The sequence below is a fragment of the Tomitella biformata AHU 1821 genome (genome assembly GCF_000524475.1).
GTDB lineage: Bacteria > Actinomycetota > Actinomycetes > Mycobacteriales > Mycobacteriaceae > Tomitella > Tomitella biformata.
The window spans coordinates 179,111-201,412 of the sequence record NZ_BAVQ01000023.1 but is presented as its reverse complement, the minus strand read 5'-3'; the positions used below and the strand labels follow the sequence as shown (position 1 = coordinate 201,412).

Below are 22,302 nucleotides of genomic sequence, written 5' to 3'. Positions count from 1 at the left end.
TATGGCTGAGCACGACGATAAGGCGCGTCCGACCCCGCAGTCCGCTGCGGAGCGGGCGCGCCTTGACCGCATCTTCGGGGATGTCCTGCCCGAGACCACCTCCGATGAGCGCGCCCGCGGCAACGCCCGACGCGAGGACCCGGACGCCGATGCCTGGCTGCGGCAGAACGTGCCCCCGCACCACGGTTGAATTGCTAATGCAGCGTCACGGTGATCGCCTGGGTCAGCGAGGCGGTCGCCACGGCCGTTGCAGATCGCGCGGGCAGGGCCACCAGGATCACCCGCTCGCGGGCGGCCTGCTTGCCTGTCGGCGGCGGCACCAGGACGACGGGCGCCGCGGTCGCCAGGGTCACCCCGGATCCTGACCCGCCTGCCCCCTCGGCGCCCTCGACCGCAATGACGTCCACCAGGTCCCCAGCGTGGATCAGGTCGGTCAGCGCGGCGTCTGTGAGGCGCAGTGGCACCAGCCGGGACTCCTCGACGCCTGTGACGCTTGCGGAGAGGGGACTGCCGAGCACCCGAACATCTGTGATCTGCTCGCCGGGGCGCAGCGGCGCGGCCAGGGTCTTGCCGGTCACGGCGGCGGGGTCCGTCAGCACGCCCTCGGCGACCGTGCGGGACTCCCGGGTGACCAACCGCACGTCGTCCTCCGTGAGCACGATCCCCGGCACCAGGTCATGCGCGGCGATCAGGACCGGCACCGGGTCCTCGCCGGGATCCCCCCGCAGCAGCAGCACCACCGCGCAGGCCAGCAGCACAACGGCCACCGCGCGCCGGGCCAGCGCAGTGCGCGCCCAGCCAGGCTGCAGCAGTTGCGCGAGCTTGTCGTCCAAGCGCGGCGCCAGCGATTTCTCTCGATCCGATCCCCACATATGACCCCCCAGTTACCCCGAGGCTAGCGGGTCGAGCGGGCCCGAACATGCCAAAAACCACCACCCTGTGGAGAGGGCGGTGGCCTGTGGAAAACGGGTTAGCTGCTAGTAGCGGAGGTGCTCGCGGCGGGCTTTTCGGCCTTGGGCGCGGGTGTGCTGGACTCCGATGAAGAGGACGAGCTGGACGGCACGGAGCCGGCCCGGCTGTCGGTGCGGTAGAAGCCGCTGCCCTTGAATACGATGCCGACGGCGTTGAACAACTTGCGGAGCTTGCCGCCGCAGTCATCGCACACCGTCAGCGAATCTTCGGTGAAGGACTGCACAATGTCGAATCGGTTATCGCATTTGGTACAGGCGTAGGAATAGGTGGGCACGGGCAACCTCCCAGGGTCATACCGCGATCAATTCGATGCGCAGAGGGTGTACTAGCACTCGGCTTACATGAGTGCCAACGCGTACATGCTATCCGTTGTTCCAGATCGATGGGCCACGGGAGGCCGTGAGGACCCGCCTGGAGCTGCCGCTCAGGTAGCGCCAAGCTGGACAAGCCCCAGGTCAGGGGTTAATGCGTAGTCCATGGCGACGTCGTGGGGGTCGTGGGGGAGGTGCGCGACAAGCTCCGCGTCGCGCACCACCACCACGAATGCCGCGTCCGGCGAGGCAAGGGGCAGGGAACGGTCGTAGTGGCCGGCGCCGCGGCCCAGTCGGACGCCGCGGCGGTCCGCGCCCAGGGCCGGGATCAGGATCAGCGAGGCCGCGGAGATTGCGGTGGGGGGCAATGGGGGGCCGTCGGGCTCGCGGAGGCCGAAGCGGCCGGTGTGGAGGCCCGCCGCGGAGTTGTACTGGGCCCAGCTGAGGGGACCGGGAGCGCCGGTGAGCGGCAGCAGGACGCGGACCCCGGCGGCGACCGCCGCGTCGAGCATGGCCAGGGAGCCGGGTTCGGTGCCAATGGGAACGTAGGCGCATATCGTCCCGGCGGCGGGCAGTAAAGATTCGACGAAGTGCGTGGTGAGCGCGGCGGCGTCCGCGGCGCGGCCCGGATCTCCTTGGGCTGCACGGCCGTCCAGTAGTCGGCGTCGCCATGCGGCTTTCGTTCGGCTCGATGGGTCAATGTGCTCCGGCATCGGTTACCGTCCTTATTTATAGTGGTACCGCATTGGGCGGAGCCATCAACACCGGCGCGACTGTTGCGCGATCACTCAATCGTTAGGGTATTCACATGGCAGAGGGCACGGAGGGGCGGGCCAGACAGTTCCGCACGGCGATTGTTCCGGCAGCCGGGCTCGGGACCCGTTTTCTGCCGGCGACGAAGACCGTGCCGAAGGAATTGCTGCCGGTGGTCGACACCCCCGGTATCGAGCTGGTGGCGGCCGAGGCGGCGCAGGCGGGTGCGCAGCGCATGGTGATCGTCACCAACGAGGGCAAGGACGGCGTCGTCGCGCACTTCCGCAACGACGAGGACCTGGAGCAGACCCTGCGCGATCGCGGCAAGGAAGAGCTGCTGGCAAAGGTGCTGCGCGCGCCTTCGCTGCTGGCCGTCGAGTCGGTGGTGCAGCCGTCGCCGCATGGGCTGGGACACGCGGTCGGCTGCGCGGAAGAGGTGCTCGGCGACGACGAGACCGCTGTCGCCGTGCTGTTGCCGGATGATCTGGTGTTGCCCACCGGCGTGCTCGATGCGATGTCGGAGGTGCGGCGCCGCTTCGGTGGCTCGGTCCTCTGCGCGTTCGAGGTGCCGCCGGAGCAGGTCAGCTCGTATGGCGTGTTCACGGTCGAGGGCACGGGGGACCCGGCGGACGGCGAGATTGGCGACGGTGACTTCAGCGCCGCCAGCGTCCTGCGCGTGACCGGCATGGTGGAGAAGCCCAAGCAGGAGGACGCGCCGTCGAACCTGGCCGCGGCTGGCCGCTATCTGCTGGACCGTGCGGTCTTCGACGCGCTGCGCCGCATCGAGCCCGGGGCTGGCGGGGAGCTGCAGCTCACGGATGCCATCGCGGATCTGATTGCGTCCGGCCACCCCGTGCATGTGGTGGTCCATCGCGGCCACCGGCATGATCTCGGCAATCCTGGCGGCTACCTTCGCGCAGCGGTGGACTTCGCCCTGGACTCGGACGAGTACGCCCCGGCGCTGCGCGAGTGGTTGACGTGGCGACTCGCGTAAGTTCGGGGAAGTGATCGCGCAGGTTCTTTTGGGTCGGGCGTGAATGATGGGCGCGATGCAGGTCGCGGATCTGTGAAGGGAATAATGCCGCATGCGTTCGGTTGAGGAACAGCAGTCCTTGGTGACGGCATCGGCCGTGGCGCCGCGGCCTGTCCGCGTCGCGATCTCGGAGTCGCAGGGGTTGCTGTGCGCCGAGGAAGTCGTGGCGACGCGTCCGCTGCCCGGATTCGACCAGGCCGCTATCGACGGCTATGCGGTCCGCAGCATCGACGTTGCTGAGGCCGGGGGCATCACCGGCTCGGAGGGCGAGCCCAACGAGTTGACCCTGCCCGTCGTGGGCGAGGTGTCCGCGGGCTCCCGCCAGCCGACCCGCCTGCAGCCGCGCCAGGCCGTCCGCGTGCGGACCGGCGCCCCGCTGCCCACCCTGGCCGACGCAGTCCTGCCCCTGGACTGGACTAACGGCGGGCATGCCCGCGTCACCGTCTACCAGGGCGTGCTGTCCGGGGCGTACGTGCGACGCGTCGGCGACGATGTGCAGCCCGGCGACGTGGCAGTGCAGGCCGGCACCATCATCGGCTCGGCACAGGTGGGCCTCCTCGCGGCGGTGGGCCGCGACAAGGTGCTGGTGCATCCGCGGCCCCGCCTGTCCGTGATCAGCGTCGGCGGCGAGCTCGTCGACATCGGCCGTGTGCCTGGCCCCGGCCAGGTTTTCGACGTGAACTCCTATGCCCTCGCCGCGGCCGCCCGCGACGCTGGCGCCGTGGTCAATCGGGTCGGCATCGCAGATGGCGACCCCGCGAAGTTCCGCGAGACCGTCGAGGGACAGCTGCTGCGTTCGGAGATTGTGGTGATCGCCGGCGCGGCCGGCGGCGCCACCTCCGAGCGCTACCGCGACATGCTCGTCGAGCTCGGCAAGCTGGAGATCGCCCGCGTGGCGATGCACCCGGGTTCTGTGCAGGGCTTCGGGCTGCTGGGCGCGGACGAGGTGCCCACGTTCCTGCTGCCGTCGAACCCCGTCAGCGCCCTCGTCGTCTTCGAGATGATGGTGCGCCCCCTGGTACGGATCGCGCTCGGCCGACGCCAGCCGATGCGCCGGATCGTCACGGCCCGCACCGTCGCGCCGATCACCTCGATCGAGGGCCGCAAGGCCTATCTGCGGGGCCAACTGATGCGTGATGAGACCACCGGCGAGTACCTGGTGCAGGCGCTTGGCGGCGCGGCCGGCGCCTCGTCGCACCTGCTTGCCACCCTCGCCGAGGCGAACTGCCTCGTCACCATCGACCCCGAGGTGACCTCCGTGGACACCGGCGAGCAGGTTGAGGTTCTTTTCCTGGCGCAGCGTGGCTGAGCAGCGTGACTGATCGGGGCGGTGGCCGCCCATCGAATCATCCAGGTTGGCCCGCAACGCTTTCGGGCGTGCAGGTGTCGGGTGGCGAGGTGCGGCTGCGGCCCGTGCGGATCCTCGATGCGGCGGTCTGGAGCCGGATCCGCATCCGCGACGAGGAGTATCTGCGGCCGTGGGAGCCGACGGGGATAGACCCGTGGATCGATCGGCACCGCCCCAGCCAGTGGCCGGCGATGTACATGCGGCTGCGCAGCGCGGCCAAGCGCGGGCTGATGCTGCCCTTCGTCATTGAGGTCGACGGCGCGTACTGCGGGCAGTTGACCATCGGGAACATCGTGCGCGGGCCGCTGCGCTCTGCGTGGATCGGCTACTGGGTGGCCAGCGAGGCCGCGGAGAAGGGCGTCGCCAGCGCGGCCGTCGCCATGGCGGTGGACCACTGCTTCGGCACTGTCGGCCTACATCGCCTCGAGGCGACCGTGCGCCCGGAAAACCTTGCGAGCCAATCGGTTCTGCGCAAGACGGGATTCCGCGAGGAAGGTCTGCTGCGTGACTACATGGATGTGGACGGCGGGTGGCGAGATCACATCCTGGTAGCGCAGACTATCGAGGACCACGTGGACAGCGCCGTCTCGAGACTGATTCGCAGCGGCCGGGCCACGTGGGCTGGCGGCGAACCGTGAGATCTGTGGTTATGCCGGTAAACCCGGCGAGTCGCGGCGTGCCTGTGCTTCCCAGTGCGTTGTTGGGCATAGCCTGTTTGAGAACTGTCGAAGTGTTTGCGGAGCGGTCCGCGAGGGGTATCGAAGAGGAGGTCGCCACGTGCCAAGTTCACTGATCTGGGTCGCACTGGTCGCGGGGTGGGTCCTCGTTCTGTTTCCGATGGTCTCGGGAAGCCGCAAGCCGGTCAGCCGCACCGGCGCTGCCACCGAGGAGACCCGGGTGCTGCACCGTGGCGGCAAGCCCCGGCCCGTGCGCCGTGGTCCCGCCGCCGGACACCTCAGCGACCCCCAATGGCAGCCCTCCCCAGAAGAGGAGCAGGCCCGACGCTTCGTCCCCAGCTCGAACGATCCGAAGACCGCCCATGTGGAGGCTCAGATGGATAGTGCAGCAACGGACTCCGAGTCCGAGGATCTCGACGCTCCGGAGACCCACGAGGTCCCGAACTATGCGACGCTGGTGCTCGACGCCGTCGTGGTTGGCGATGAGGCCGACGACGAGGACGCTGCCGAGGCTGTCTCGGACGATGTGACCGCGGAGGTGGTCGAGCCTGTCGAAGACGATGTGGCGGAGGATGCGACTGACGAGCTGGTGGATGACGTGATTGAGGATGCGGCCGAAGACGTGCCTGTGACGGACGCGGACGAGATCCGCGCGAACGTCCCCACCAAGGTCTCGGTGCACCGCGTCGGCCGGGGTGGATTTGACCCGGAGGCCGACGCTGCCGCCCGTGCCATCCGCAACCGCAACCGCCAGCGGACCATGCTGGGGCTGGCTGGCGCGACCGTCATCAGCATCCTCGGGGCCGTCATCCTCAGCACCCTGTTCGTGTGGGGCGCTGTGGTGTTCGGCCTGCTGTTGGCCTCGTACATGGCCTATATGCGTCGGCAGGTGCGGATGGAGCAGCAGATCCGGGAGCGCCGCCTCGCCCGTCTGCAGCGCTCGCGCCGCGATGCGGTCGCCGAGCGTCGTGCTGTGCACACCGTGCCCGGGGAAGCCCGCCGCTATGGCGCGGTGGTCCTCGAGGCCGATGACGAGGACCCGGCATTTGAGCATCTGCCGCATTACGAGTCCTCGGTCCGCAGCCATGAGACGCGGGCAGCGGGCTAGTGAAGTTGCAGGTAGAGGCCCGATTGGGAAGTTGGGGATCAGCCTGCTAAAGTTTTCTCAGCGGTCCAAAAGACCGCCTCGGGGCTGTAGCGCAGTTGGTAGCGCGTCTCGTTCGCAATGAGAAGGTCGGGGGTTCGATTCCCCCCAGCTCCACAGTAAGAACCCCGTCCGGCGCACGTGCCGGCCGGGGTTTTTTGTATCCGCGGGCAGTGGCATGATCGGGCGGGACCGGCAACGAGAGGGGAGTACCGCGGTGAGTGAGGCAATGACAGTCGAAGTCTGGTCCGATATCGCCTGCCCCTTCTGCTATATCGGCAAGCGCAAGTTCGAGGCTGGGGTGGCGGACTCGGGCGTGGCGGTCGCCGTCGAGTATCGGTCCTTCATTCTCACGCCGGATGCGCCGGCAGACCTGCCCGGCGGAAACTTCGCGCGCCTGGCGGAGAAGTTCGGCGTGAGCGAGGCAGAGGCGCGCGCCATGGAGCAGCGGATCGCGGAGACCGCCCGCGGAGTGGGCCTCGAGTTCGACTATGCGCGGATGCAGCCCGCCAACACGCTCCTGGCCCATCAGCTGCTGCACTACGCCCATGCGCTCGGCCGGCAGGCGGAGATGAAGGAGCGGCTGCTGCGGGCTCACTTCACCGAGGGCCGCCATGTGGGCCGCATCGGGGACCTCGCCGAGTTGGCCACGGAGATCGGCCTGGACCGGGCGGATGTGGTCCGCAGCCTCAAGGCGGGGGAGCACCTCGACGCCATGCAAGCCGACATCGCGCAGGCCCAGTCCCACGGGATCCGCGGCGTGCCGTTCTATGTGATCGATGGGAAATACGCCGTCTCCGGCGCCCAAGACCCCGCAGTATTCGCCCAGGCGCTCACCCAGGCGCACGACGAGAGGACAACCAACCCATGACCTTCGAGATGGTCGGCGACACCGACGCCGCAGTGTGCGCGGACGACAACTGCGCCGTTCCCACAGCGGTGCAGGCGATCCCGTTCACCACTATGGATGGCGCGACCGCGAGCCTGGCGGATTATGTCGGGCAGGTGGTGCTGGTCGTCAACGTCGCCTCCAAGTGCGGCCTCACGCCCCAATACGAGGGCTTGCAGGCGCTCTACGCGGAGCTGGCCGCCAGCGGCCTCGTCGTGCTCGGCTTCCCCGCCAACGACTTCATGGGGCAGGAGCCGGGGACCGACGCCGAGATCGCCGACTTCTGCTCGCTCACCTACGCGGTGACCTTCCCAGTGATGTCGAAGATCAGCGTGGTCGGCCCGGAGCAGCACCCGCTTTATGCGGCCCTGACCGCACAGGCCCCGGCTGTCGCGGACAAGGATAGCTTCCGCGAGGTCCTGCGCGGCCACGGCGGCACCCCGACGGAGGACCCGGACGTGCTGTGGAACTTCGAGAAGTTCCTTATCGGCCGTGATGGCGCCATCGCCGGGCGGTTCGCGCCGCAGACCATGCCTGATGCCGAAGAGTTGCGCTCGGCGATCGACACGGAGCTCGCGAAGTAGCACGCGATTGCTGGCTTGTGGCAGATCGCGAAAATGCTGCCGAAGCAGGGCAGGGGCAAGAGGTTGGCGCGTAACCTGAACGGATGGAGAGAGATTCCACGCAGGATCTCGCGCTCGCGAGCGCGGAAGTTGGCGCACTGATCGCAAGAATCCGGCCAGAGCAGTGGGCCGGCCCCACGCCGTGCGCCGAATGGTCAGTCTGGGGCGTTGTCAACCACATCGTTGGGCTGAACCTCGTCTTCACCGCGATGCTGACCAGTGGGCCCATGCCCGAGCGCGGCGTAGACATCCTGGGCGAGGATCCACTCGGGGCGTACCGCGAGTCGAATGCGGCGCTGCAGCGGGCGTTCGGGGAGCCGGGTGTGCTCGCGCGCGAGTTCCCTGGTCCGCTCGGGACCGCCACGGGTGCGGAGCGGCTACAGATCCGCCTCACCGACCTGATCACCCATGGTTGGGACTTGCGGCAGGCAACGGGTATCGAGCTGCGGATCCCCGAGGAGATGGCCGAGCACGCGCTGGCCTTCATCCAGGTGCAGATGGCGACTCAGAATCGGGCGGGACGCTTCGGGGAGCCGCGACGTATCGCCGAGAGCGCCCCGGCCCTCGACAGGCTGGCGGCATTCCTCGGCCGGTCGGTGGGATAGTCGGCCGTCGCCGCCGGCTCTGCGCAAGCCGACGTGGCTTCTCCGCAGGTGGTCTGCCGGGAGAACTTGGCGGATAGCGATGGCTCAGGAGGCGCGCCAGCACCGCGTCACGTGATCGTCGACCATCCCCGTCGATTGCATCAACGCGTACATCGTGGTGGGGCCGACGAACTTGAATCCGAGCCGGCGCAGCGCCCGGCTCATCGCCTCGGCCTCCGGCGTCACGGCCGGGACCTGGTTGAGGCGCTGGAGGCGGTTCTTGCGGCTTGGGGGCGCGAAGGACCACATCAGCTTGTCGAGGCCGCCGTCGAGATCTCGCACCAGTTGGGCGTTGACGATGGTGGCCTCGATCTTGCCGCGGTGGCGGATGATGCGGGCGTCCTGCAGCAGGCGTTCGACGTCGGCGGGGGACATTGCGGCGACCCGGTCCAGGTCGAAGTCGTGGAACACCTCGCGGAAGTGATCGCGCCGGCGCAGGATGGTCAGCCAGGACAGCCCGGCCTGGAAGCCCTCGAGCGTGATCTGCTCGAACATCTCCCGCTCGCCGTGGAGCGGCCGGCCCCACTCCTCATCGTGGTAGCGCACGTAGTCGTCGTCGGCGTTGAGCCAGCCGCAGCGGTCCTTGCCGTCGGCATGGGTGGTCACATCGGGGCGCGGCGTTGTCATAGCGCGATGTTATCCCTCGCGTCCGGCGGACGACTGGATCCGACCGAGGACGGGTCGGACGGCTGCGGCGGGCTGACCTCGAATAGCATCGGCACATGAGCCCTCGCATCGTCGTCGTCGGCAGCGCCAACATGGACCTGATCACCACCGTGGGCCGCCGCCCCGAGCCCGGGGAGACCGTATTGGGCTCGACATTCGCCACCGCGCCCGGTGGGAAGGGCGCCAATCAGGCGATCGCGGCGGCGCGGGCGGGCGGCGACGTCGCGTTCCTGGGCGCGGTGGGCACAGACGGCTTCGGCAAGACCATGAGCGATGCCCTGTCCGCGGCCGGGGTCGACATCACGGGGCTGCGGCTTCTTGACGGGGCGAGCGGGATCGCGTCGATCACGGTGGATGGCACGGCGGAGAACTCGATCATCGTGGTGCCGGGGGCCAACGGGGAGTTCGCCGGGCTGACAGCGCAGGATAGAAGCGTCGTCGCCTCGGCGTCAGTACTGCTGTGCCAGTTGGAGATTCCGCTGGCCACCGTGATCGAGGCCGCGCGGGCGGCGCATGACGCCGGCGCGTTCGTCATGCTCAATCCCTCGCCGGCGCGTGAGTTGCCGACCGAGTTGCTGGAACGGGTGGATCTGCTCATCGTCAACGAGTCCGAGGCGGAGCAGATCGGGAGCCATGCCGTCGAGCATGTGGTGACGACGCTCGGCGCGGGCGGCGCGCGCTATCGGGGCCCGGGCGGCGACGCTCGTGCGTCGTCTCCGGAAGTGCGCGTGGTGGACACGACGGGGGCCGGGGACGCCTTCGCCGGGGCCTTAGCGGTGGCGTGGGCGGAGGGCGGCGGTGTGGTGGGGTGGGAGCCGTCGGCGGCGCTGCGCTTCGGATGTGTGGCGGGGGCGCTGGCGACGAGGGCCGAGGGTGCGTCGGCGCCTAGCAGGGTAGAGATCGAGGAGTGGCGGTAGCGCTCAGGCCGAGGCGGCGCTCATGAAGCGGAACAGGCTTCCCCAACTGCCGCGTAGCCCCGACCAGTCCTGCGGCAACATCGCGATCTGGGCGTGGGCGAGGGCCATCCGGCCATTGTCGTCCCGTGCGATGTAGCGCTGCTTCGCCATGCTTTGTGACCTCCTGGGCCTAGTGCCAATGGCTCCAAGGTTAACAGAAGGTGAACAAATCGTGTCGGGTAGGAGTTAGAGCGCCGTGGAGATGAAGATCCCGGCAGCGGGGATGACGAGGAATACCGACACCACCCAGCCGGCGATGACCGACTTGTGGTCCACGGCGACCTTCGCCAGCTTCTCGGCGGCGATCACCGGCACCATCCGAAGGAAGGGCAGCCCGTAGATGATGATGATGCCGAAGACGTTGAACAGCACGTGCACCAACGCGATCTGCAGGGCGAGCTCGGCGTTGGCTCCGGTGACCGCGAAGGCCGCGAGCAGCGCGGTGATCGTGGTGCCCACGTTCGCGCCCAGCGTCAGCGGGTAAATCTGCTTGGTCGTCAGCGTGCCGGAGGCCGCGAACGGCACCATCATCGAGGTCGTCACGGAGGAGGACTGCACCACCGCGGTCACGCCGGCGCCGGCGCCCATCGCCACGAGAGGGTTGCCGCCGACCGTGCGCTCCAGCACAGACTTGGCCTTGCCGACCATGAGCACCTGCAGCAGCTTGCCGAGGTAGCGCATCGCCAGGAAGATCATGGCGATGCCGAGCGCGATCGTCGCCACGGCGCTAACCAAGCCTCCCCCGACCAGGCCCATCGCGCCGTTGATGCCGAGGGCGTCGGTGATCGGGCCGGTGGCCATGCCGATGAGGTCGGCGTTCTCGGGGTTGGGCATCGCGGTGCCGTACACCAGATCCGCCAGCGCGCCGGACGCCTTCTCGAGGGGATGGAACAGCAACTCGAGAGGTAGGAGGATGAACACGGCGAGCAGGTTGAAGAAGTCGTGCACGTTCGCGGCGGCGAAGCCCCGCTGGAACTCGTCCTTGCGGCCGACGAAGCCGAGGGACGCCAGCGTGCTCGTGACCGAGGTGCCGATGTTGGCGCCCATGATCATCGGAATCGCCACCGACACCGGCATCACGCCCGAGCCCACCGCGGTGACGACCAGGGTGGTGGTGGTGGTGGACGACTGGATGATCGCCGTGGCCAGGACACCGACGAATAGGCCCACCAGCGGGTTGGTCGCAAAGTCGAACAGGCCCTGCGCAGAATCCGCGCCCAGGCCCTTGAACCCGTTGCCGATAACGCCGATGGCGCAGATCAACAGGTAGAGCATCGCCGCGACGCCCAGCCACCGCGAGGCGGTCTGCGCGGGGGGTGCCGTCGTGGCCGCAGCGGCGTGGTCGGCGTCAGCGCCGAGCGGGGCGATCAGTGGTTTTGTCGTCATAGAGTGTCTGTGGAACACACTCACAGCAGAAGGTGAACGGCAGGCAAACTCCCCGGGGCCTCATGGTGGACGAGAGGAGTCGGATTGGATCGCTGCAGGTGGGGGTCTTGTGAGTTCGGTCATGATCGGCTAGTTTGCCGGGGCACGCTCGCACGCCCAGCCGTCGGGCATGGTCGCACCGGAGAGCAATTCCAGGACGGCGTCGGCGTGTGCGATCTTGTCGACCTCCGGATAGACGATCGGCTCCTCCTTGTCGTTGTGCGCGGCCAGCCGGGCGAGCAGATCCCGGCAGGCGGCGATCGCGTCCTCGTCGGCGGCCAGCCGGGCGTCGATCAGCGCCATCGCAGCCCAGAGCTCTCCGTGCTCGCGCAGCATCACGAAGATCGGGCCGAGCAGGCCGCCGTCGCGCAGGGGCGGGAACAGGTACTTCTCCTCGAGGTAGATGTGCCGGCGTAGGGCGGTGAGGGCGGCGCGCAGGTCGGCGGGGTCGAGCGAGGCGGCATAGGCCTCGATTGCGGCGTCGATCTCCTGATGCTCGCGTTCGAGGGCGCTGCTGAGGGTCTCGCGGGCCATGGCGTGCTCCTGGGTGTCGACGATAGGAGGATTGTAGTCCGACTTAAATGTGTTGACCCTCATCCTGGTGGAAGGCCCATGATTGCGTGGTGACCAATTCTGAGCTGATGTCCATCGGCGCCTTCGCCCAGCAGAGCGGCCTGACGGCGAGCGCGCTGCGCTTCTACGCCGACTCCCAGGTCCTTGTCCCCGCGGAGGTCGACGCCTCCTCCGGCTACCGCTTCTATGACCCCGGCCAGCTCGACCGGGCCGTCCTCCTGCGGCGGCTGCGGGAGATCGGCATGCCCCTCGCCGGCGTCGAATCGGTCCTGCGGGCCGATCCCGGCGAGGCGCAGCGGCTGGTGGAGGAGCATGTGCGCAAGGTGGTCGGCGATGCCGCGACGGCCCAGCAGCAGGCCGCCGTCATCACAGCGTCATTGGATAGCGAGCCGCGGACCACGGTGGCGGTGTTGAGCGGTCCAGTGCTGGCCGCGGCCATCGAGCAGGTCCTCACGGCCACCACACGGGAGCCGGGGCTGGCGGTCCTGAACGGGGTGCGCGTGGTGGTCGGTCCTGAGGCCGTCACCCTGGTCGCCACGGACCGATACCGCCTCGCCACCCGCACTCTCGCGACCCTCGAGCCGGCCGCCACGACCTGGGAGGCGACGGTGGACGCGGACGATCTGCGCGGCTGCCTGCCTCAGCTTCGCCGCAGCCCACGGGCGGTGCTCGCGGCGGGACGCCAGGAGCTACGGCTGATCCTGGCCGGCCGCGACGACATCCCCTGCCGACTGCTGGCGGAGCCGTTCCCGGACTACCGGGCGATGCTCGACGCGCTGCCGGAGGTGACCACCCGCGTCGTCATCGCGAAGACCAGCCTGCTCCGCGCGCTGGAGGAGAACCCGGTCGGAGTCATCGCGCTGGGGGCCCGGCCGGGCGAGATCGCGATCGACGGCGTAACGGTGCCGGCGAGTGTGAACGGGCCCGATGCGGACGTGTCCTTCGAGATGGCGACGCTGTATCCGGGAGTCGCCAGCGCGATCGGCGCGGACCTGCTCCTGGACCTGCGCGGGAGCGCTTTGCCGGCCACGATCCGCTCCGCCGACCACGGGGACCTCACCACGCTCGCCATGCCGACCGCGGCAACCTAGCGGCTAGACTGGCGTAATGGCTTTCGTAGCAGGGCAGGGCCGGACCGGCCTCGGGCAGGAGAAGACCGAGGGCGACGCCGGAGCACTCGAGATCACCGCCGCCGGGTCGGCGCAATCCATCACGGTCAGCGTTTTCTATCCGCACGCGTCCGACGGCGACGTGTGCCGTGTGGCGGTGTATCCGCGGGGCGCGGAGAAGCCGATCGCGGTGTTCGGGCATCCGGCGCCGTTGGCCGAGGGGCGCATCGAGCTCAGCGCGGAGGACCCCAGCGCCGCGCACACCTTCACCGACCTGCACACCGGCGAGTACGACGTGTACTACCACTGCCGGACTAGCCGCGGCGACGCCACCGAGTGGACGAATGTGGTGCTCAACGGGATCCTGCCGGCGGCCGGGCCCGTGCGCGCCTCGGTCGGGATGATCACCCCGCAGAGTGTCACCGGCTCGGCGGGCTTCTTTGGCGGCCCCGGAACTTCGGTTCAACTGCCCCCGCGGGACTGACCAGCGCTTGGCCTGGGGGTCAGCGGCCGTCGAGCGTGAACTCGGCCAGCGGCAGGTCCCCGGCTCCGCCCGCTGCCTCGCCCCATTCAAGGGTCCGCTCCAGCACCGGCTGGATGGCCGCCCACGCCTTGGGATGAGCTTGGGCGTACAGGGCGAGGGCGGTCTCGGCCTCGCCGGGCGACAGCGTCCGGGCCGTCGCGGGCAGGGGCGCGCGGCTGCCGATGTGGAGCCGCACCGCAGGGTTGGCCGAGATATTCTGGAACCACTGTGCATGGCCGCCGAACCCCGATGCCACTACGTACGTGCTGGCACTCGGATGCAGAATGACCTCGAGGACCACATAGCGGGTCTGCCCGGACTTGCGGCCGATGTGCTCGAGCAGCAAAAACCGCGGGCCCATCAGGAAGCCGAGACGCGCGCGGTACAGGGTGATCGGTGCGCGCACCAGCCAGCGGGTGCGCAGCATCCGGCTGGCGGTCCCGGATACTGCGCGACGGATCGAGTTGTGGTGCTCAGCCATGGCGAATCCTCCGTTCTCAGAGCCCGCGCCGCACATCGCCCGGCGTGGGCTTGGGCTTCGGCGGCCCACGGCGGTGCGCCGACTCGAGCAGCCACGGCACACTCGTCACCGCCACGCCTGGCATAAACAGCAGTCGACTCTTCAGGCGCAGCGCGGACTGGTTGTGCAGGATCTGCTCCCACCAATGCCCCACGATGTACTCGGGCAGATAGACGGTGACGATCGTCCCAGACTTGCTGAGCGACTTGACGTATCGCACGATCGGCCGGGTCATCTCGCGGTAAGAGGACTCGAGGACCTTCAGCGGCACCGGTACCTCCAGCGTGTCCCACTTCTTCTGCAGCGCGGCCGTCCCCTCGGACTCCACGGTGACGGCCTCCAGCTCGGAGGGATGGGCGACGCGGGCATAGGCCAGCGCCTGCGCGGTGGGTCTGTTCAGCTCGGAGACCAGCACGATCGCGTGGACGTCGGCGGGGAGGATGAAGCTGTCCGCGTCGAGCTCCATTTGCTTCGAGACGCCGTCGTAATGCTTGCGGACCGCGCGCATGACGGTGAACAGGATGGGCATCGCGATAACCACCAGATAGGCGCCCTCAGTGAATTTGCTGATGGTGACGATCACCAGGACGGCGCCGGTCAGGATCGAGCCGGTGCCGTTGAGCAGGCGTCGGGCCCGGATCCTGCGACGCTCGGCGGAGTCCTGCTCGCCGGCCAGTAGCCGGGTCCAATGCCGCACCATCCCGGCCTGGCTGAGGGTGAACGAGGTGAACACGCCGAGGATGTACATCTGGATCAGGTGGGTCACGGAGGCCTGGAAGACGATGATTAGCGCGCCGGCTGCGAGCGCCAACAAAATGATGCCGTTGCTGTAGGTCAGACGATCGCCGCGGTGGTGCAGCTGGTGGGGTAGGTAGTGGTCCCGGCCCAGGACCGACGCGAGCAGGGGGAAGCCGTTGTAGGCGGTGTTCGCGGCGAGGACGAGGATCAGAACCGTCGCCGCCTGGATGTAGTAGAAGCCCACGTTGGAGTGCCCGCCGAAGACCGCGGCCGCGATCTGGGCGATCACGGTGCGCTGCGGCGCGGTGGCGCAGTCCCCGGCGAAGCCGACCAGGTCGCAGGTGTTGCTCGCGATGTGGACCTTGCTGATGATGGCCAGGGCGGTGATGCCCGCGAACATGGTGATCGCCGCGGTGCCCATGATCACCAGTGTCATCGCGGCGTTGCGGCTCTTGGGCTTTCGGAACGCGGGCACCCCGTTGGAGATGGCCTCGACGCCGGTCAGCGCGGTGCAGCCGGAGGAGAACGCGCGTAGCGCGAAGAACACGAGCGCTAGCCCGGTCAGGCCCGAGACCTCCGGGGTGATCGTGTAGCCGGCACTCTCCGCCACGGGTGCGGAGCCGACTGCCAGCTGGATCAGCCCCGTCACGATCAGCGCCAGGACGCCCGCGATAAACGCGTAGGTGGGGACGGCGAACGCCTTGCCGGACTCGCGCGCTCCGCGCAGGTTCATGGCCGTGAGGATGACGATGAACCCGACGGCCAACGTCACCCGGTAGCTGTTGAGCGCGGGGACCGCGGAGATCAGATTGTCGACGCCCGCGGCCACCGACACGGCGACCGTCATCACGTAGTCGATCAGCAGGGCGCTGGCCACGGTCAGGCCAGCGCTCGGCCCGAGGTTCTTCGACGCCACCTCGTAGGAGCCGCCGCCGCTCGGGTACGCGTGCACCACCTGGCGGTAGGACAGCACCACGACGGCCAAGAGCAGCACGACGGCCGCGCCAAGGTAGGGCGTCAGGTACAGATACGCCAGCCCGCCGAGCGAGAGGATGAGCAGGATCTCCTGCGTCGCGTAGGCCACCGAGGACAGCGGGTCCGACGCGAAAATGGGCAGGGCCAGACGTTTTGTGAGCAATTGCCCGGCGAGTTTGTCATCGCGCAGCGCGGGGCCGAGGAAGATCCGACGAGCAGACCTCGCAAGGTGCGGCATCGACTCATCGTACGGCCAGCCTGCCGCCGCGATAGTCATATCAGAAGGCTTGTGTAAAAATCAACCCTTGACGAAACCGGTGTGTGTGAGATTACATCTTAGTGGTAAAAGACTTAGAGCTAAGACAAGTCACCCCGACTCTGGTTCGAGCACAGGCTAAGGATCCCCATGACTATTACCTCGCCACAGGTGACCGGCGCTGAAGAGATGATCAGCGCCCGGTTGGAGCGGCTCCCGCTCAGCCGCTGGCACATCAAGGCGCGCGTGATCGTCGGAGCCGTCACCTTCTTCGACGGATTCGACCAGTTGATGATCGCCTACTCGCTGCCGGTCCTGGTCCCCAAGTGGAACCTGACCGCCAGCGGCATCGCGTGGGTGATCGCCATCGGCGGCATCGGCATGCTGCTGGGAGCGCTCGGCGGGGGCTGGCTCGCGGACCGGGTCGGGCGCCTCCACGTTATCGTCGTCTCCCTGGTCATCTACGCGATCATGAGCTTCGCGATGGGATGGACCGATAGCCTCGAGTGGTTCCTGATCTTCCGCTTCATCCAGGGCGTCGGCCTGGGCGCGGAGGTGCCCATCGCGGCCAGCTACATCGGCGAGATCACCAAGGCGCACAAGCGCGGCCGGTTCGTCTTGATGTACGAGGTCATCTTCCCGATCGGCCTCGTTGCCTCCGCGATCGTGTCCTCGTGGGTGGTGCCGAACCTCGGCTACAAGGTGCTGTTCATGATGGGCGCCGCGCCGATCGTGCTGGCCCCGCTGCTCTGGCGGCTGCCGGAGTCCCCGCGCTGGCTCGCCTCCCGTGGCCGGATGGAGGAGGCGGAGGCATCGATGCGCCGGATCGAGACGGCGGTGATCGACCAGTTCGGCGAGCCGCTGCCGGAGGCGAAACCGCTGGGCATCGGCTCGGCCGGCGGGGGCAGGTCCACGTTCTCGGACCTGTTCAAGGGGATCTACCTGCGCCGGACGCTGATGCTCTCCGCCGCGTGGCTCACCGCGTACTTCGTCAACTACGGCATCGCGTCCTGGCTGCCGACGCTGTTCACCAAGGTGTTCAAGGTCGACGTGTCCACGGCGCTGCACTACAGCATCGTCACCAGCGTCGCCGGTTTGATCGGCTGCATCATCGTCGCGCTCATGATCGACCACGCCGGCCGCCGCGTCTGCATCGCGGGCGGGCTGATGATGTCCAGCATCCTGCTGTTCCTGCTCGCCGGCTTCGGCACGGGCTCCGCGGTGAACGTCCTGTTCTGGGCCGCCGGCTCGGCGCTGTTCATCTTCGCGGTCAACATGGCGCTCTATGTCTACACCGCGGAGCTGTACCCCACCAGGATGCGGGCGATGGGCTGCGCGTTCGGCGGCGCCAGCGGCCGACTCGGCATCATCCTCGGCCCACTGGTCGTGGGGCAGGTGCTCCAGCACACCGACAACTCGCTGGTCTGGGTCTTCGGGGTGTTCGCCGTGGTCGCGCTGATCGGCGCCGTCGCAGTCGGACTCTTCGCGGTGGAGACCAAGGAGAAGACGCTAGAGGAGATCAACCAATGAGCACCGTGATCGCAGAGCCCACCACCGCCGCGGCCGGCCAGGCCTTCGTGCCGGTGCCCGACGAGATCCTCGTTGGCGGCCGCTGGCGCAGGGGTGGCGGCCCCGAGTCGGCGGTGCTCGACCCCGCCACCGGCGACGTGCTCCAGCGCGTCGGCCAGGCCACCGCAGACGACGTCGACGCGGCCGCGCGGGCCGGGGCGGCGGCGGCCGCGGACCCCGCGTGGCGCGACCTGCTGCCGCATCAGCGGGCCCGCCACCTGGTCCGCATCGCCGACGCGATCGAGGCGGGCGCGGCGAGGCTGGCGCTGCTGCAGACCTACAACACCGGAAAGACGCTGGCGGAGACGACGGCGCTGGTCGCAAGCGCGGCCGGCACGTTCCGCTACTTCGCGGCGGCGCTCGAGACCGGCGACGACGAGCTGACCTCGCGCCGGGGCAACTCCCTGACGATGAGCGTGCATGAGCCGATCGGGGTCATCGGGGCGATCGCGCCGTGGAACTCGCCGGTGGCCAGCGACGCGCAGAAGATCGCGCCGGCGCTCGCCGCGGGCAACGCGGTCGTGCTCAAGCCCGCCGAGTGGACGCCCCTGGTCTCGCTGGCGCTGGGCCGGCTGATCGACGAGTCAGGCCTGCCGAAGGGGCTGCTCTCGGTGCTCCCCGGCCGCGGCTCGGTGTTGGGGGAGGCCATCGTGACCCACCCCGGCGTGGGCAAGGTGACCTTCACCGGCGGCACGGCCACCGGCCGGCGGATCGCCCACCACGGCGCCGAGCGGCTGATCCCCGTCTCGCTCGAGCTGGGCGGGAAGTCGCCGACCATCGTGCTCGACGACGCGGACGTCGACGTCGCGGTCAACGGCGTGCTGTACGGGATCTTCTCCTCCACCGGCCAGAGCTGCGTCGCGGGCTCACGGCTGTTCGTCGACCGCAAGATCTACCGCGAGTTCGTGGACACGTTGGCGCGCAAGGCGTCCCAGCTGCGCGTCGGGCCGGGCCTGGACCCGCGCACCCAGGTGGGGCCGATGGTGCACCCGGCACACCGCGACAGCGTGGCGGCGTACGTGGACCTGGCCCGCGCCGAGGGCGGGCGGGTGCTGTGCGGCGGCGCGATCCCGGACGAGGACCGGCTCCGCGGCGGCGCCTACTACCCGCCGACGGTCATCGAGGGCCTGGGCAACGACGCCCGCGCCTGCCAGGAGGAGATCTTCGGGCCCGTCCTGGTGGCGCTGCCCTTCGACGGCGAGGAGGACCTGGTCGCGATGGCCAACGATTCCGTCTACGGGCTAGCCGCGGGCATCTGGACCGGCGACTACCGCCGGGCCTGGCCGCTCGCGCGCAGGCTGGCCGCAGGCACGGTCTGGGTCAACACCTATAAGCAGTTCAGCATCTCCACCCCCTTCGGCGGGGTGAAGGAGAGCGGACTCGGCGTCGAGAAGGGCCGGGCTGGGATCGCCGCCTACTCACGGCAGAAGAGCGTCTACCTGGGTCTGGACACCCAGCCTCACCCCTGGGCCGACTGACGGGAGGGGCGAGAATCCCGATATCTCCGCATAAGAATATATCTGAGCGCTAAGATACTAATAGGTTAAGCAAAGGAGACGATCATGAGGCATCCGATTGCCAGACTGCGTTCGCTGCGATCGGTGGAGCTCCGCACCTCCGCCGTCGCGGAATCCGCGGACTTCTACGCCAATGTGTGGGGATTGCGCCTAGTGGACGGCGACGCCGGCGGCGCCTGGCTGCGTGGAACGGGGGATCAGCACCACGCGCTGCAGCTCACCCACGCGGAGCGCAACGGGCTCGGCCGCATCTCCTTCGCCGTCGGTACCCCGCGGGAGATCGACGAGGCGGCGCGGCGGCTGGCCCAGCACGGGATAGTCCCGCTATCTGGTCCGGGCCCGACGGGCAACGTGGGCGCCGGCTACGGGCTGCAGTTCGCGGACCTGGAGGGACGGGTGATCGAGCTCGTCGCCGAGACACTCGCGGTGCCCAAGATCGGGGGAGACGACGCGGTCCCAGTCGGGGTCACGCACGTGGTGCTCAACACCGTCGACATAGACGCGGCCGTGCGGTTCTACGAGGACGTGCTCGGCATGCGGGTCTCCGACTGGTCCGAGCACCAGATGGCGTTCCTGCGCTGCAACAGCGACCACCACAGCATCGCGTTCAACCAGTCCGGGTGGGCCTCGGTGAACCACGTCGCCTACGAGATGCCGACTGTGGACCACTTCATGCGGGGGATCGGCCGGCTGCGCCACCACGGCATCACCCCGCTGTGGGGGCCGGGCAAGCACGGCCCCGGCGATAACACCTTCTCCTACTTCGCGGACCCGGCGGGGCTGGTGTGCGAGTACACCTCGGGCATCGCGCAAATCGTCGAGGACCAGTGGCTGTGCAGGGTGTGGCGCCGGGTCCCCGAACTGTCGGACCTGTGGGGCACCGCCGGTCCGCCGTCGCAGCGGGTCCGCGAGCACATGGCGGGCATCCCCGACGCCGGTGCCTTCGACCGGCCCGGTTCCACCATCGAGCAGGGAGCGCTGTCATGAGCATCCATGTCGACGACGCCGGCGCGGGCATGCCCATCTTCATGCTGCACGGCATCGGCGGCAGTGCGGACACCTTCGCCCCCCAATTTGCCGGGATGACAGACCTGCGCGTGCTCGCCTGGGACGCGCCGGGCTACGGCCGCAGCGCGGACCCTGCGGGGCCGATGAGCCTGGACGATTACGCGGACGTCGCCGCCGCAATCATTCGCGAGCGCTGCGGCGACGGCGGCGCGCACGTGCTCGGCATGTCCTGGGGCGGGGTGATCGCCACGCGGCTTGCGCTCAAGCACCCGGGCCTCACCCGCAGCCTGATCCTGGGCGGCGCGAGCGTCGGCTCCGGCGCCACCGAGGCGGGCTCTGCCGCGATGCGAAACCGCGCCGCGGAGTTGGCAGACCTCGGCCCGGCGGCGTTCGCCGCAAAGCGGGCCCCGCGGCTGATCGCCCCCGACTCGACCGCAGAGCAAGTGGCGGCCGCGACGCGGCTGATGGCGGAGTCGATCCGTCTGCCCGGCTACGGCCACGCGGCGGAATCGATGGCCGCGACGGACCACACAGCGGACCTGGCGAAGATCGCCTGCCCGGCACTGGCTCTGTGCGGGGACCTCGACGCGGTCACCGGCGTGGACGCCTCCCAGGCGCTCGCCGGCGGCATCCCCAACGGCGTGTTCGTCACCATCCGCGGCGGCGGGCACCTCGTCAACCAGGAGTGCCCGGACGCGTTCAACGCGTGGACCGAGTCGTTCGTGCAGATCAGCGAGCGGCTCCGCGAATTCCAGTGATCACCAATAAGGAGAGAATCATGACCAGCCAGAGCACCCACACCGACCTGACCTACCAGGACGGCGACCTCGCCGCCTACACCGACTCGCTGATCCTCACCCAGGAGTCCCGCAAGGAGGACTGGGACACCCTCGCCTTCCAGGAGAAGGCCGGCCCGCAGTTCCGCCGGGCGCAGATCCGCTACGTCGGCTCCGGCGCGACGGGCAACCACGAGGGCGACACCCGCACCATCCCGTCCCAGGGCTTCACCTTCTCGAACATGCGACTGCCCGCCGGCGGCGAGGGCCCCGAGCACACCCACCACGACGTCGAGGAAGCGTTCTTCGTGCTGGAGGGGGAGATCGAGGTCGGCGTGCACCGCGACGGCCAGGTCGTCAAGCGCGTCCTCGGCTACCGCGACATGATCGTCGTCCCAGCCGGGGTGCCGCGCAGCCTGAAGAACATCGGCGAGTCCGACGCGCTGTTCTGCGTGATCATCGGTGCCCAGAAGCCGCAGATCCCCACCTACCCGGAGACGTCGGTCATGCACGGGATCGGGCGGGACTGATGTCGTCCGGGGCGCTGGCGGATCGCGCCATCGTCGTCACCGGCGCGGGCCGCGGGCTCGGGCTCGCGATCGCCCGCCGCCTCGGCGCGGACGGCGCGGACCTGTGGCTGGCCGACATCCGGGCCGACTGGGGCGAGGCGGCCGCCGCGGACCTGCGGGCCGACGGCGTCAAGGCCCGGTTCGTCCAGGTGGACCTGGCGCAGGAGGACTCGGTGCGGGCGATGGCCGAGGTGGTTACCGCCGACCGCCCGCTCTACGGGTTGGTCAACAACGCGGCGCTCGCGGACGGGGTCGGCGGCAAGGCGATCCACGAGCTGAGCGTGGCCGAGTGGGACCGGGTGCTGGGCGTGAACCTGCGCGGCACCTTCCTCGTCAGCCGGGCGCTTGTCCCATCGATCATCGCGGGCGGCGGCGGCCGCGTCGTGGCCATCGGCTCCGACGCCGCGCTCTACGGCTCCCCGCGCCTGGGCCACTACATCGCGTCCAAGGGCGGGGTGTCCGCGCTGACCCGGGCGATGTCGAGGGACCTCGGGCCGCACCAGATCACGGTGAACACGGTCTCGCCCGGGCTCACGGAGTCGGAGTCCGCATCGATGGTTCCGGCTGAGCGGCATGAGCTCTACCGCCTGAACCGGGCCCTGGACCGGCCGCAGCAGCCCGCGGACCTCGTCGGCGCCGTCGCGTTCCTGATGGGCGACGAGGCCTCATTCATCACCGGCCAGCAGCTCGTTGTCAACGGCGGCTTCGTTCTCAACTAGAAGGGACCA

26 protein-coding genes and 1 tRNA gene are annotated in these 22,302 nt (G+C 69.0%); 18 read left to right on the top strand and 9 right to left on the bottom strand.

Going from position 1 to position 22,302, the window contains the following annotated elements; genetic code table 11:
• Position 1: 1 nt before the first annotated feature.
• On the top strand, positions 2 to 190 hold the full coding sequence (locus TBIF_RS09780) for a hypothetical protein (RefSeq protein ID WP_024794631.1): 189 nt from the start codon (positions 2 to 4) through the stop codon (positions 188 to 190).
• Positions 191 to 194: 4 nt separating this feature from the next.
• Here the strand turns inward: TBIF_RS09780 and TBIF_RS09775 are convergent, their stop codons facing one another.
• The 3 genes from TBIF_RS09775 to TBIF_RS09765 form a co-directional block, all read right to left on the bottom strand.
• Positions 195 to 833 carry an SAF domain-containing protein gene (locus TBIF_RS09775; RefSeq protein WP_024794630.1) on the bottom strand — a complete coding sequence of 213 codons (639 nt, stop codon included), beginning with the start codon at positions 831 to 833 and terminating at the stop codon, positions 195 to 197.
• 137 nt (positions 834 to 970) lie between these two features.
• The gene (locus TBIF_RS09770) at positions 971 to 1,246 is read right to left on the bottom strand and encodes an FmdB family zinc ribbon protein (protein ID WP_024794629.1); all 276 of its coding nucleotides are present in this window, start codon (positions 1,244 to 1,246) and stop codon (positions 971 to 973) included.
• 150 nt (positions 1,247 to 1,396) lie between these two features.
• A complete protein-coding gene (locus TBIF_RS09765) occupies positions 1,397 to 1,996 on the bottom strand; it encodes a 5-formyltetrahydrofolate cyclo-ligase (RefSeq protein WP_024794628.1) in 600 nt (199 codons plus the stop codon).
• 95 nt (positions 1,997 to 2,091) lie between these two features.
• Here TBIF_RS09765 and TBIF_RS23350 point away from each other — a divergent pair, with 95 nt between their 5' ends.
• The 8 genes from TBIF_RS23350 to TBIF_RS09725 all read left to right on the top strand — a co-directional run bounded on the left by TBIF_RS23350 (position 2,092) and on the right by TBIF_RS09725 (position 8,355).
• Positions 2,092 to 3,030 carry a UTP--glucose-1-phosphate uridylyltransferase gene (locus TBIF_RS23350; RefSeq protein WP_038170551.1) on the top strand — a complete coding sequence of 313 codons (939 nt, stop codon included), beginning with the start codon at positions 2,092 to 2,094 and terminating at the stop codon, positions 3,028 to 3,030.
• A 91-nt stretch (positions 3,031 to 3,121) separates the two neighbouring features.
• Entirely contained in the window at positions 3,122 to 4,378 is a 1,257-nt protein-coding gene (gene glp, locus TBIF_RS09755; RefSeq protein WP_024794627.1) for a molybdotransferase-like divisome protein Glp, read from the top strand.
• Between the two features lie 68 nt (positions 4,379 to 4,446).
• Positions 4,447 to 5,055 carry a GNAT family N-acetyltransferase gene (locus TBIF_RS09750; RefSeq protein ID WP_024794626.1) on the top strand — a complete coding sequence of 203 codons (609 nt, stop codon included), beginning with the start codon at positions 4,447 to 4,449 and terminating at the stop codon, positions 5,053 to 5,055.
• Positions 5,056 to 5,194: 139 nt separating this feature from the next.
• Positions 5,195 to 6,202 (top strand): divisome protein SepX/GlpR, encoded by a 1,008-nt coding sequence (sepX, locus tag TBIF_RS09745; RefSeq protein WP_024794625.1) that lies wholly within the window; start codon positions 5,195 to 5,197, stop codon positions 6,200 to 6,202.
• An 80-nt stretch (positions 6,203 to 6,282) separates the two neighbouring features.
• Positions 6,283 to 6,355, top strand: a tRNA-Ala gene (locus TBIF_RS09740).
• Between the two features lie 100 nt (positions 6,356 to 6,455).
• The gene (locus TBIF_RS09735; RefSeq protein ID WP_024794624.1) at positions 6,456 to 7,109 is read left to right on the top strand and encodes a DsbA family oxidoreductase; all 654 of its coding nucleotides are present in this window, start codon (positions 6,456 to 6,458) and stop codon (positions 7,107 to 7,109) included.
• An 8-nt stretch (positions 7,110 to 7,117) separates the two neighbouring features.
• A complete protein-coding gene (locus tag TBIF_RS09730) occupies positions 7,118 to 7,711 on the top strand; it encodes a glutathione peroxidase (protein WP_051461470.1) in 594 nt (197 codons plus the stop codon).
• 83 nt (positions 7,712 to 7,794) lie between these two features.
• Complete coding sequence (locus TBIF_RS09725; protein WP_024794622.1) at positions 7,795 to 8,355, top strand: TIGR03086 family metal-binding protein; 561 nt, start codon at positions 7,795 to 7,797, stop codon at positions 8,353 to 8,355.
• Between the two features lie 84 nt (positions 8,356 to 8,439).
• Here the strand turns inward: TBIF_RS09725 and TBIF_RS09720 are convergent, their stop codons facing one another.
• Positions 8,440 to 9,021, bottom strand: a complete 582-nt coding sequence (locus tag TBIF_RS09720) for a DNA-3-methyladenine glycosylase I (protein ID WP_024794621.1) — start codon at positions 9,019 to 9,021, stop codon at positions 8,440 to 8,442.
• Between the two features lie 95 nt (positions 9,022 to 9,116).
• Between TBIF_RS09720 and TBIF_RS09715 the strand changes: the two genes are divergently transcribed.
• Positions 9,117 to 9,977, top strand: a complete 861-nt coding sequence (locus TBIF_RS09715) for a ribokinase (protein ID WP_024794620.1) — start codon at positions 9,117 to 9,119, stop codon at positions 9,975 to 9,977.
• Between the two features lie 3 nt (positions 9,978 to 9,980).
• Here TBIF_RS09715 and TBIF_RS25680 read toward each other — a convergent pair whose 3' ends face one another.
• From TBIF_RS25680 to TBIF_RS09700, 3 genes are all read right to left on the bottom strand, one after another.
• Positions 9,981 to 10,127: a hypothetical protein gene (locus TBIF_RS25680; protein WP_158506331.1), complete on the bottom strand. Its 147-nt coding sequence runs from the start codon at positions 10,125 to 10,127 to the stop codon at positions 9,981 to 9,983.
• A gap of 75 nt (positions 10,128 to 10,202) precedes the next feature.
• Entirely contained in the window at positions 10,203 to 11,402 is a 1,200-nt protein-coding gene (locus TBIF_RS09705) for a Na/Pi symporter (RefSeq protein WP_024794619.1), read from the bottom strand.
• A gap of 129 nt (positions 11,403 to 11,531) precedes the next feature.
• Positions 11,532 to 11,975 (bottom strand): hemerythrin domain-containing protein, encoded by a 444-nt coding sequence (locus tag TBIF_RS09700; RefSeq protein ID WP_024794618.1) that lies wholly within the window; start codon positions 11,973 to 11,975, stop codon positions 11,532 to 11,534.
• A gap of 89 nt (positions 11,976 to 12,064) precedes the next feature.
• On the opposite strand from TBIF_RS09700, the gene TBIF_RS09695 reads away from it, so the two are divergent.
• Positions 12,065 to 13,105: a DNA polymerase III subunit beta family protein gene (locus TBIF_RS09695; RefSeq protein WP_024794617.1), complete on the top strand. Its 1,041-nt coding sequence runs from the start codon at positions 12,065 to 12,067 to the stop codon at positions 13,103 to 13,105.
• 16 nt (positions 13,106 to 13,121) lie between these two features.
• On the top strand, positions 13,122 to 13,607 hold the full coding sequence (locus TBIF_RS09690; protein ID WP_024794616.1) for a hypothetical protein: 486 nt from the start codon (positions 13,122 to 13,124) through the stop codon (positions 13,605 to 13,607).
• A 19-nt stretch (positions 13,608 to 13,626) separates the two neighbouring features.
• Here TBIF_RS09690 and TBIF_RS09685 read toward each other — a convergent pair whose 3' ends face one another.
• Together TBIF_RS09685 and TBIF_RS09680 are read right to left on the bottom strand one after the other, a co-directional pair.
• Positions 13,627 to 14,127: a nitroreductase family deazaflavin-dependent oxidoreductase gene (locus TBIF_RS09685; RefSeq protein ID WP_024794615.1), complete on the bottom strand. Its 501-nt coding sequence runs from the start codon at positions 14,125 to 14,127 to the stop codon at positions 13,627 to 13,629.
• A 16-nt stretch (positions 14,128 to 14,143) separates the two neighbouring features.
• Positions 14,144 to 16,156, bottom strand: a complete 2,013-nt coding sequence (locus TBIF_RS09680; protein ID WP_372435131.1) for an APC family permease — start codon at positions 16,154 to 16,156, stop codon at positions 14,144 to 14,146.
• A gap of 129 nt (positions 16,157 to 16,285) precedes the next feature.
• Between TBIF_RS09680 and TBIF_RS09675 the strand changes: the two genes are divergently transcribed.
• The 6 genes from TBIF_RS09675 (at position 16,286) to TBIF_RS09650 (ending at position 22,293) form a co-directional block, all read left to right on the top strand.
• Positions 16,286 to 17,665 (top strand): MFS transporter, encoded by a 1,380-nt coding sequence (locus tag TBIF_RS09675; RefSeq protein WP_024794613.1) that lies wholly within the window; start codon positions 16,286 to 16,288, stop codon positions 17,663 to 17,665.
• The gene (locus TBIF_RS09670) at positions 17,662 to 19,182 is read left to right on the top strand and encodes an aldehyde dehydrogenase (protein WP_051461455.1); all 1,521 of its coding nucleotides are present in this window, start codon (positions 17,662 to 17,664) and stop codon (positions 19,180 to 19,182) included. The genes TBIF_RS09675 and TBIF_RS09670 overlap by 4 nt, the downstream gene beginning before the upstream one ends.
• 84 nt (positions 19,183 to 19,266) lie before the next feature.
• On the top strand, positions 19,267 to 20,208 hold the full coding sequence (locus TBIF_RS09665) for a VOC family protein (protein ID WP_024794611.1): 942 nt from the start codon (positions 19,267 to 19,269) through the stop codon (positions 20,206 to 20,208).
• Complete coding sequence (locus TBIF_RS09660) at positions 20,205 to 20,987, top strand: alpha/beta fold hydrolase (RefSeq protein ID WP_038170548.1); 783 nt, start codon at positions 20,205 to 20,207, stop codon at positions 20,985 to 20,987. The genes TBIF_RS09665 and TBIF_RS09660 overlap by 4 nt, the downstream gene beginning before the upstream one ends.
• Positions 20,988 to 21,007: 20 nt before the next feature.
• Positions 21,008 to 21,535 (top strand): cupin domain-containing protein, encoded by a 528-nt coding sequence (locus tag TBIF_RS09655; protein ID WP_051461454.1) that lies wholly within the window; start codon positions 21,008 to 21,010, stop codon positions 21,533 to 21,535.
• Positions 21,535 to 22,293, top strand: a complete 759-nt coding sequence (locus TBIF_RS09650; RefSeq protein WP_024794608.1) for a 3-oxoacyl-ACP reductase family protein — start codon at positions 21,535 to 21,537, stop codon at positions 22,291 to 22,293. Before TBIF_RS09655 ends, TBIF_RS09650 begins: the two co-directional genes overlap by 1 nt.
• The last annotated feature ends 9 nt before the right edge of the window (positions 22,294 to 22,302 follow it).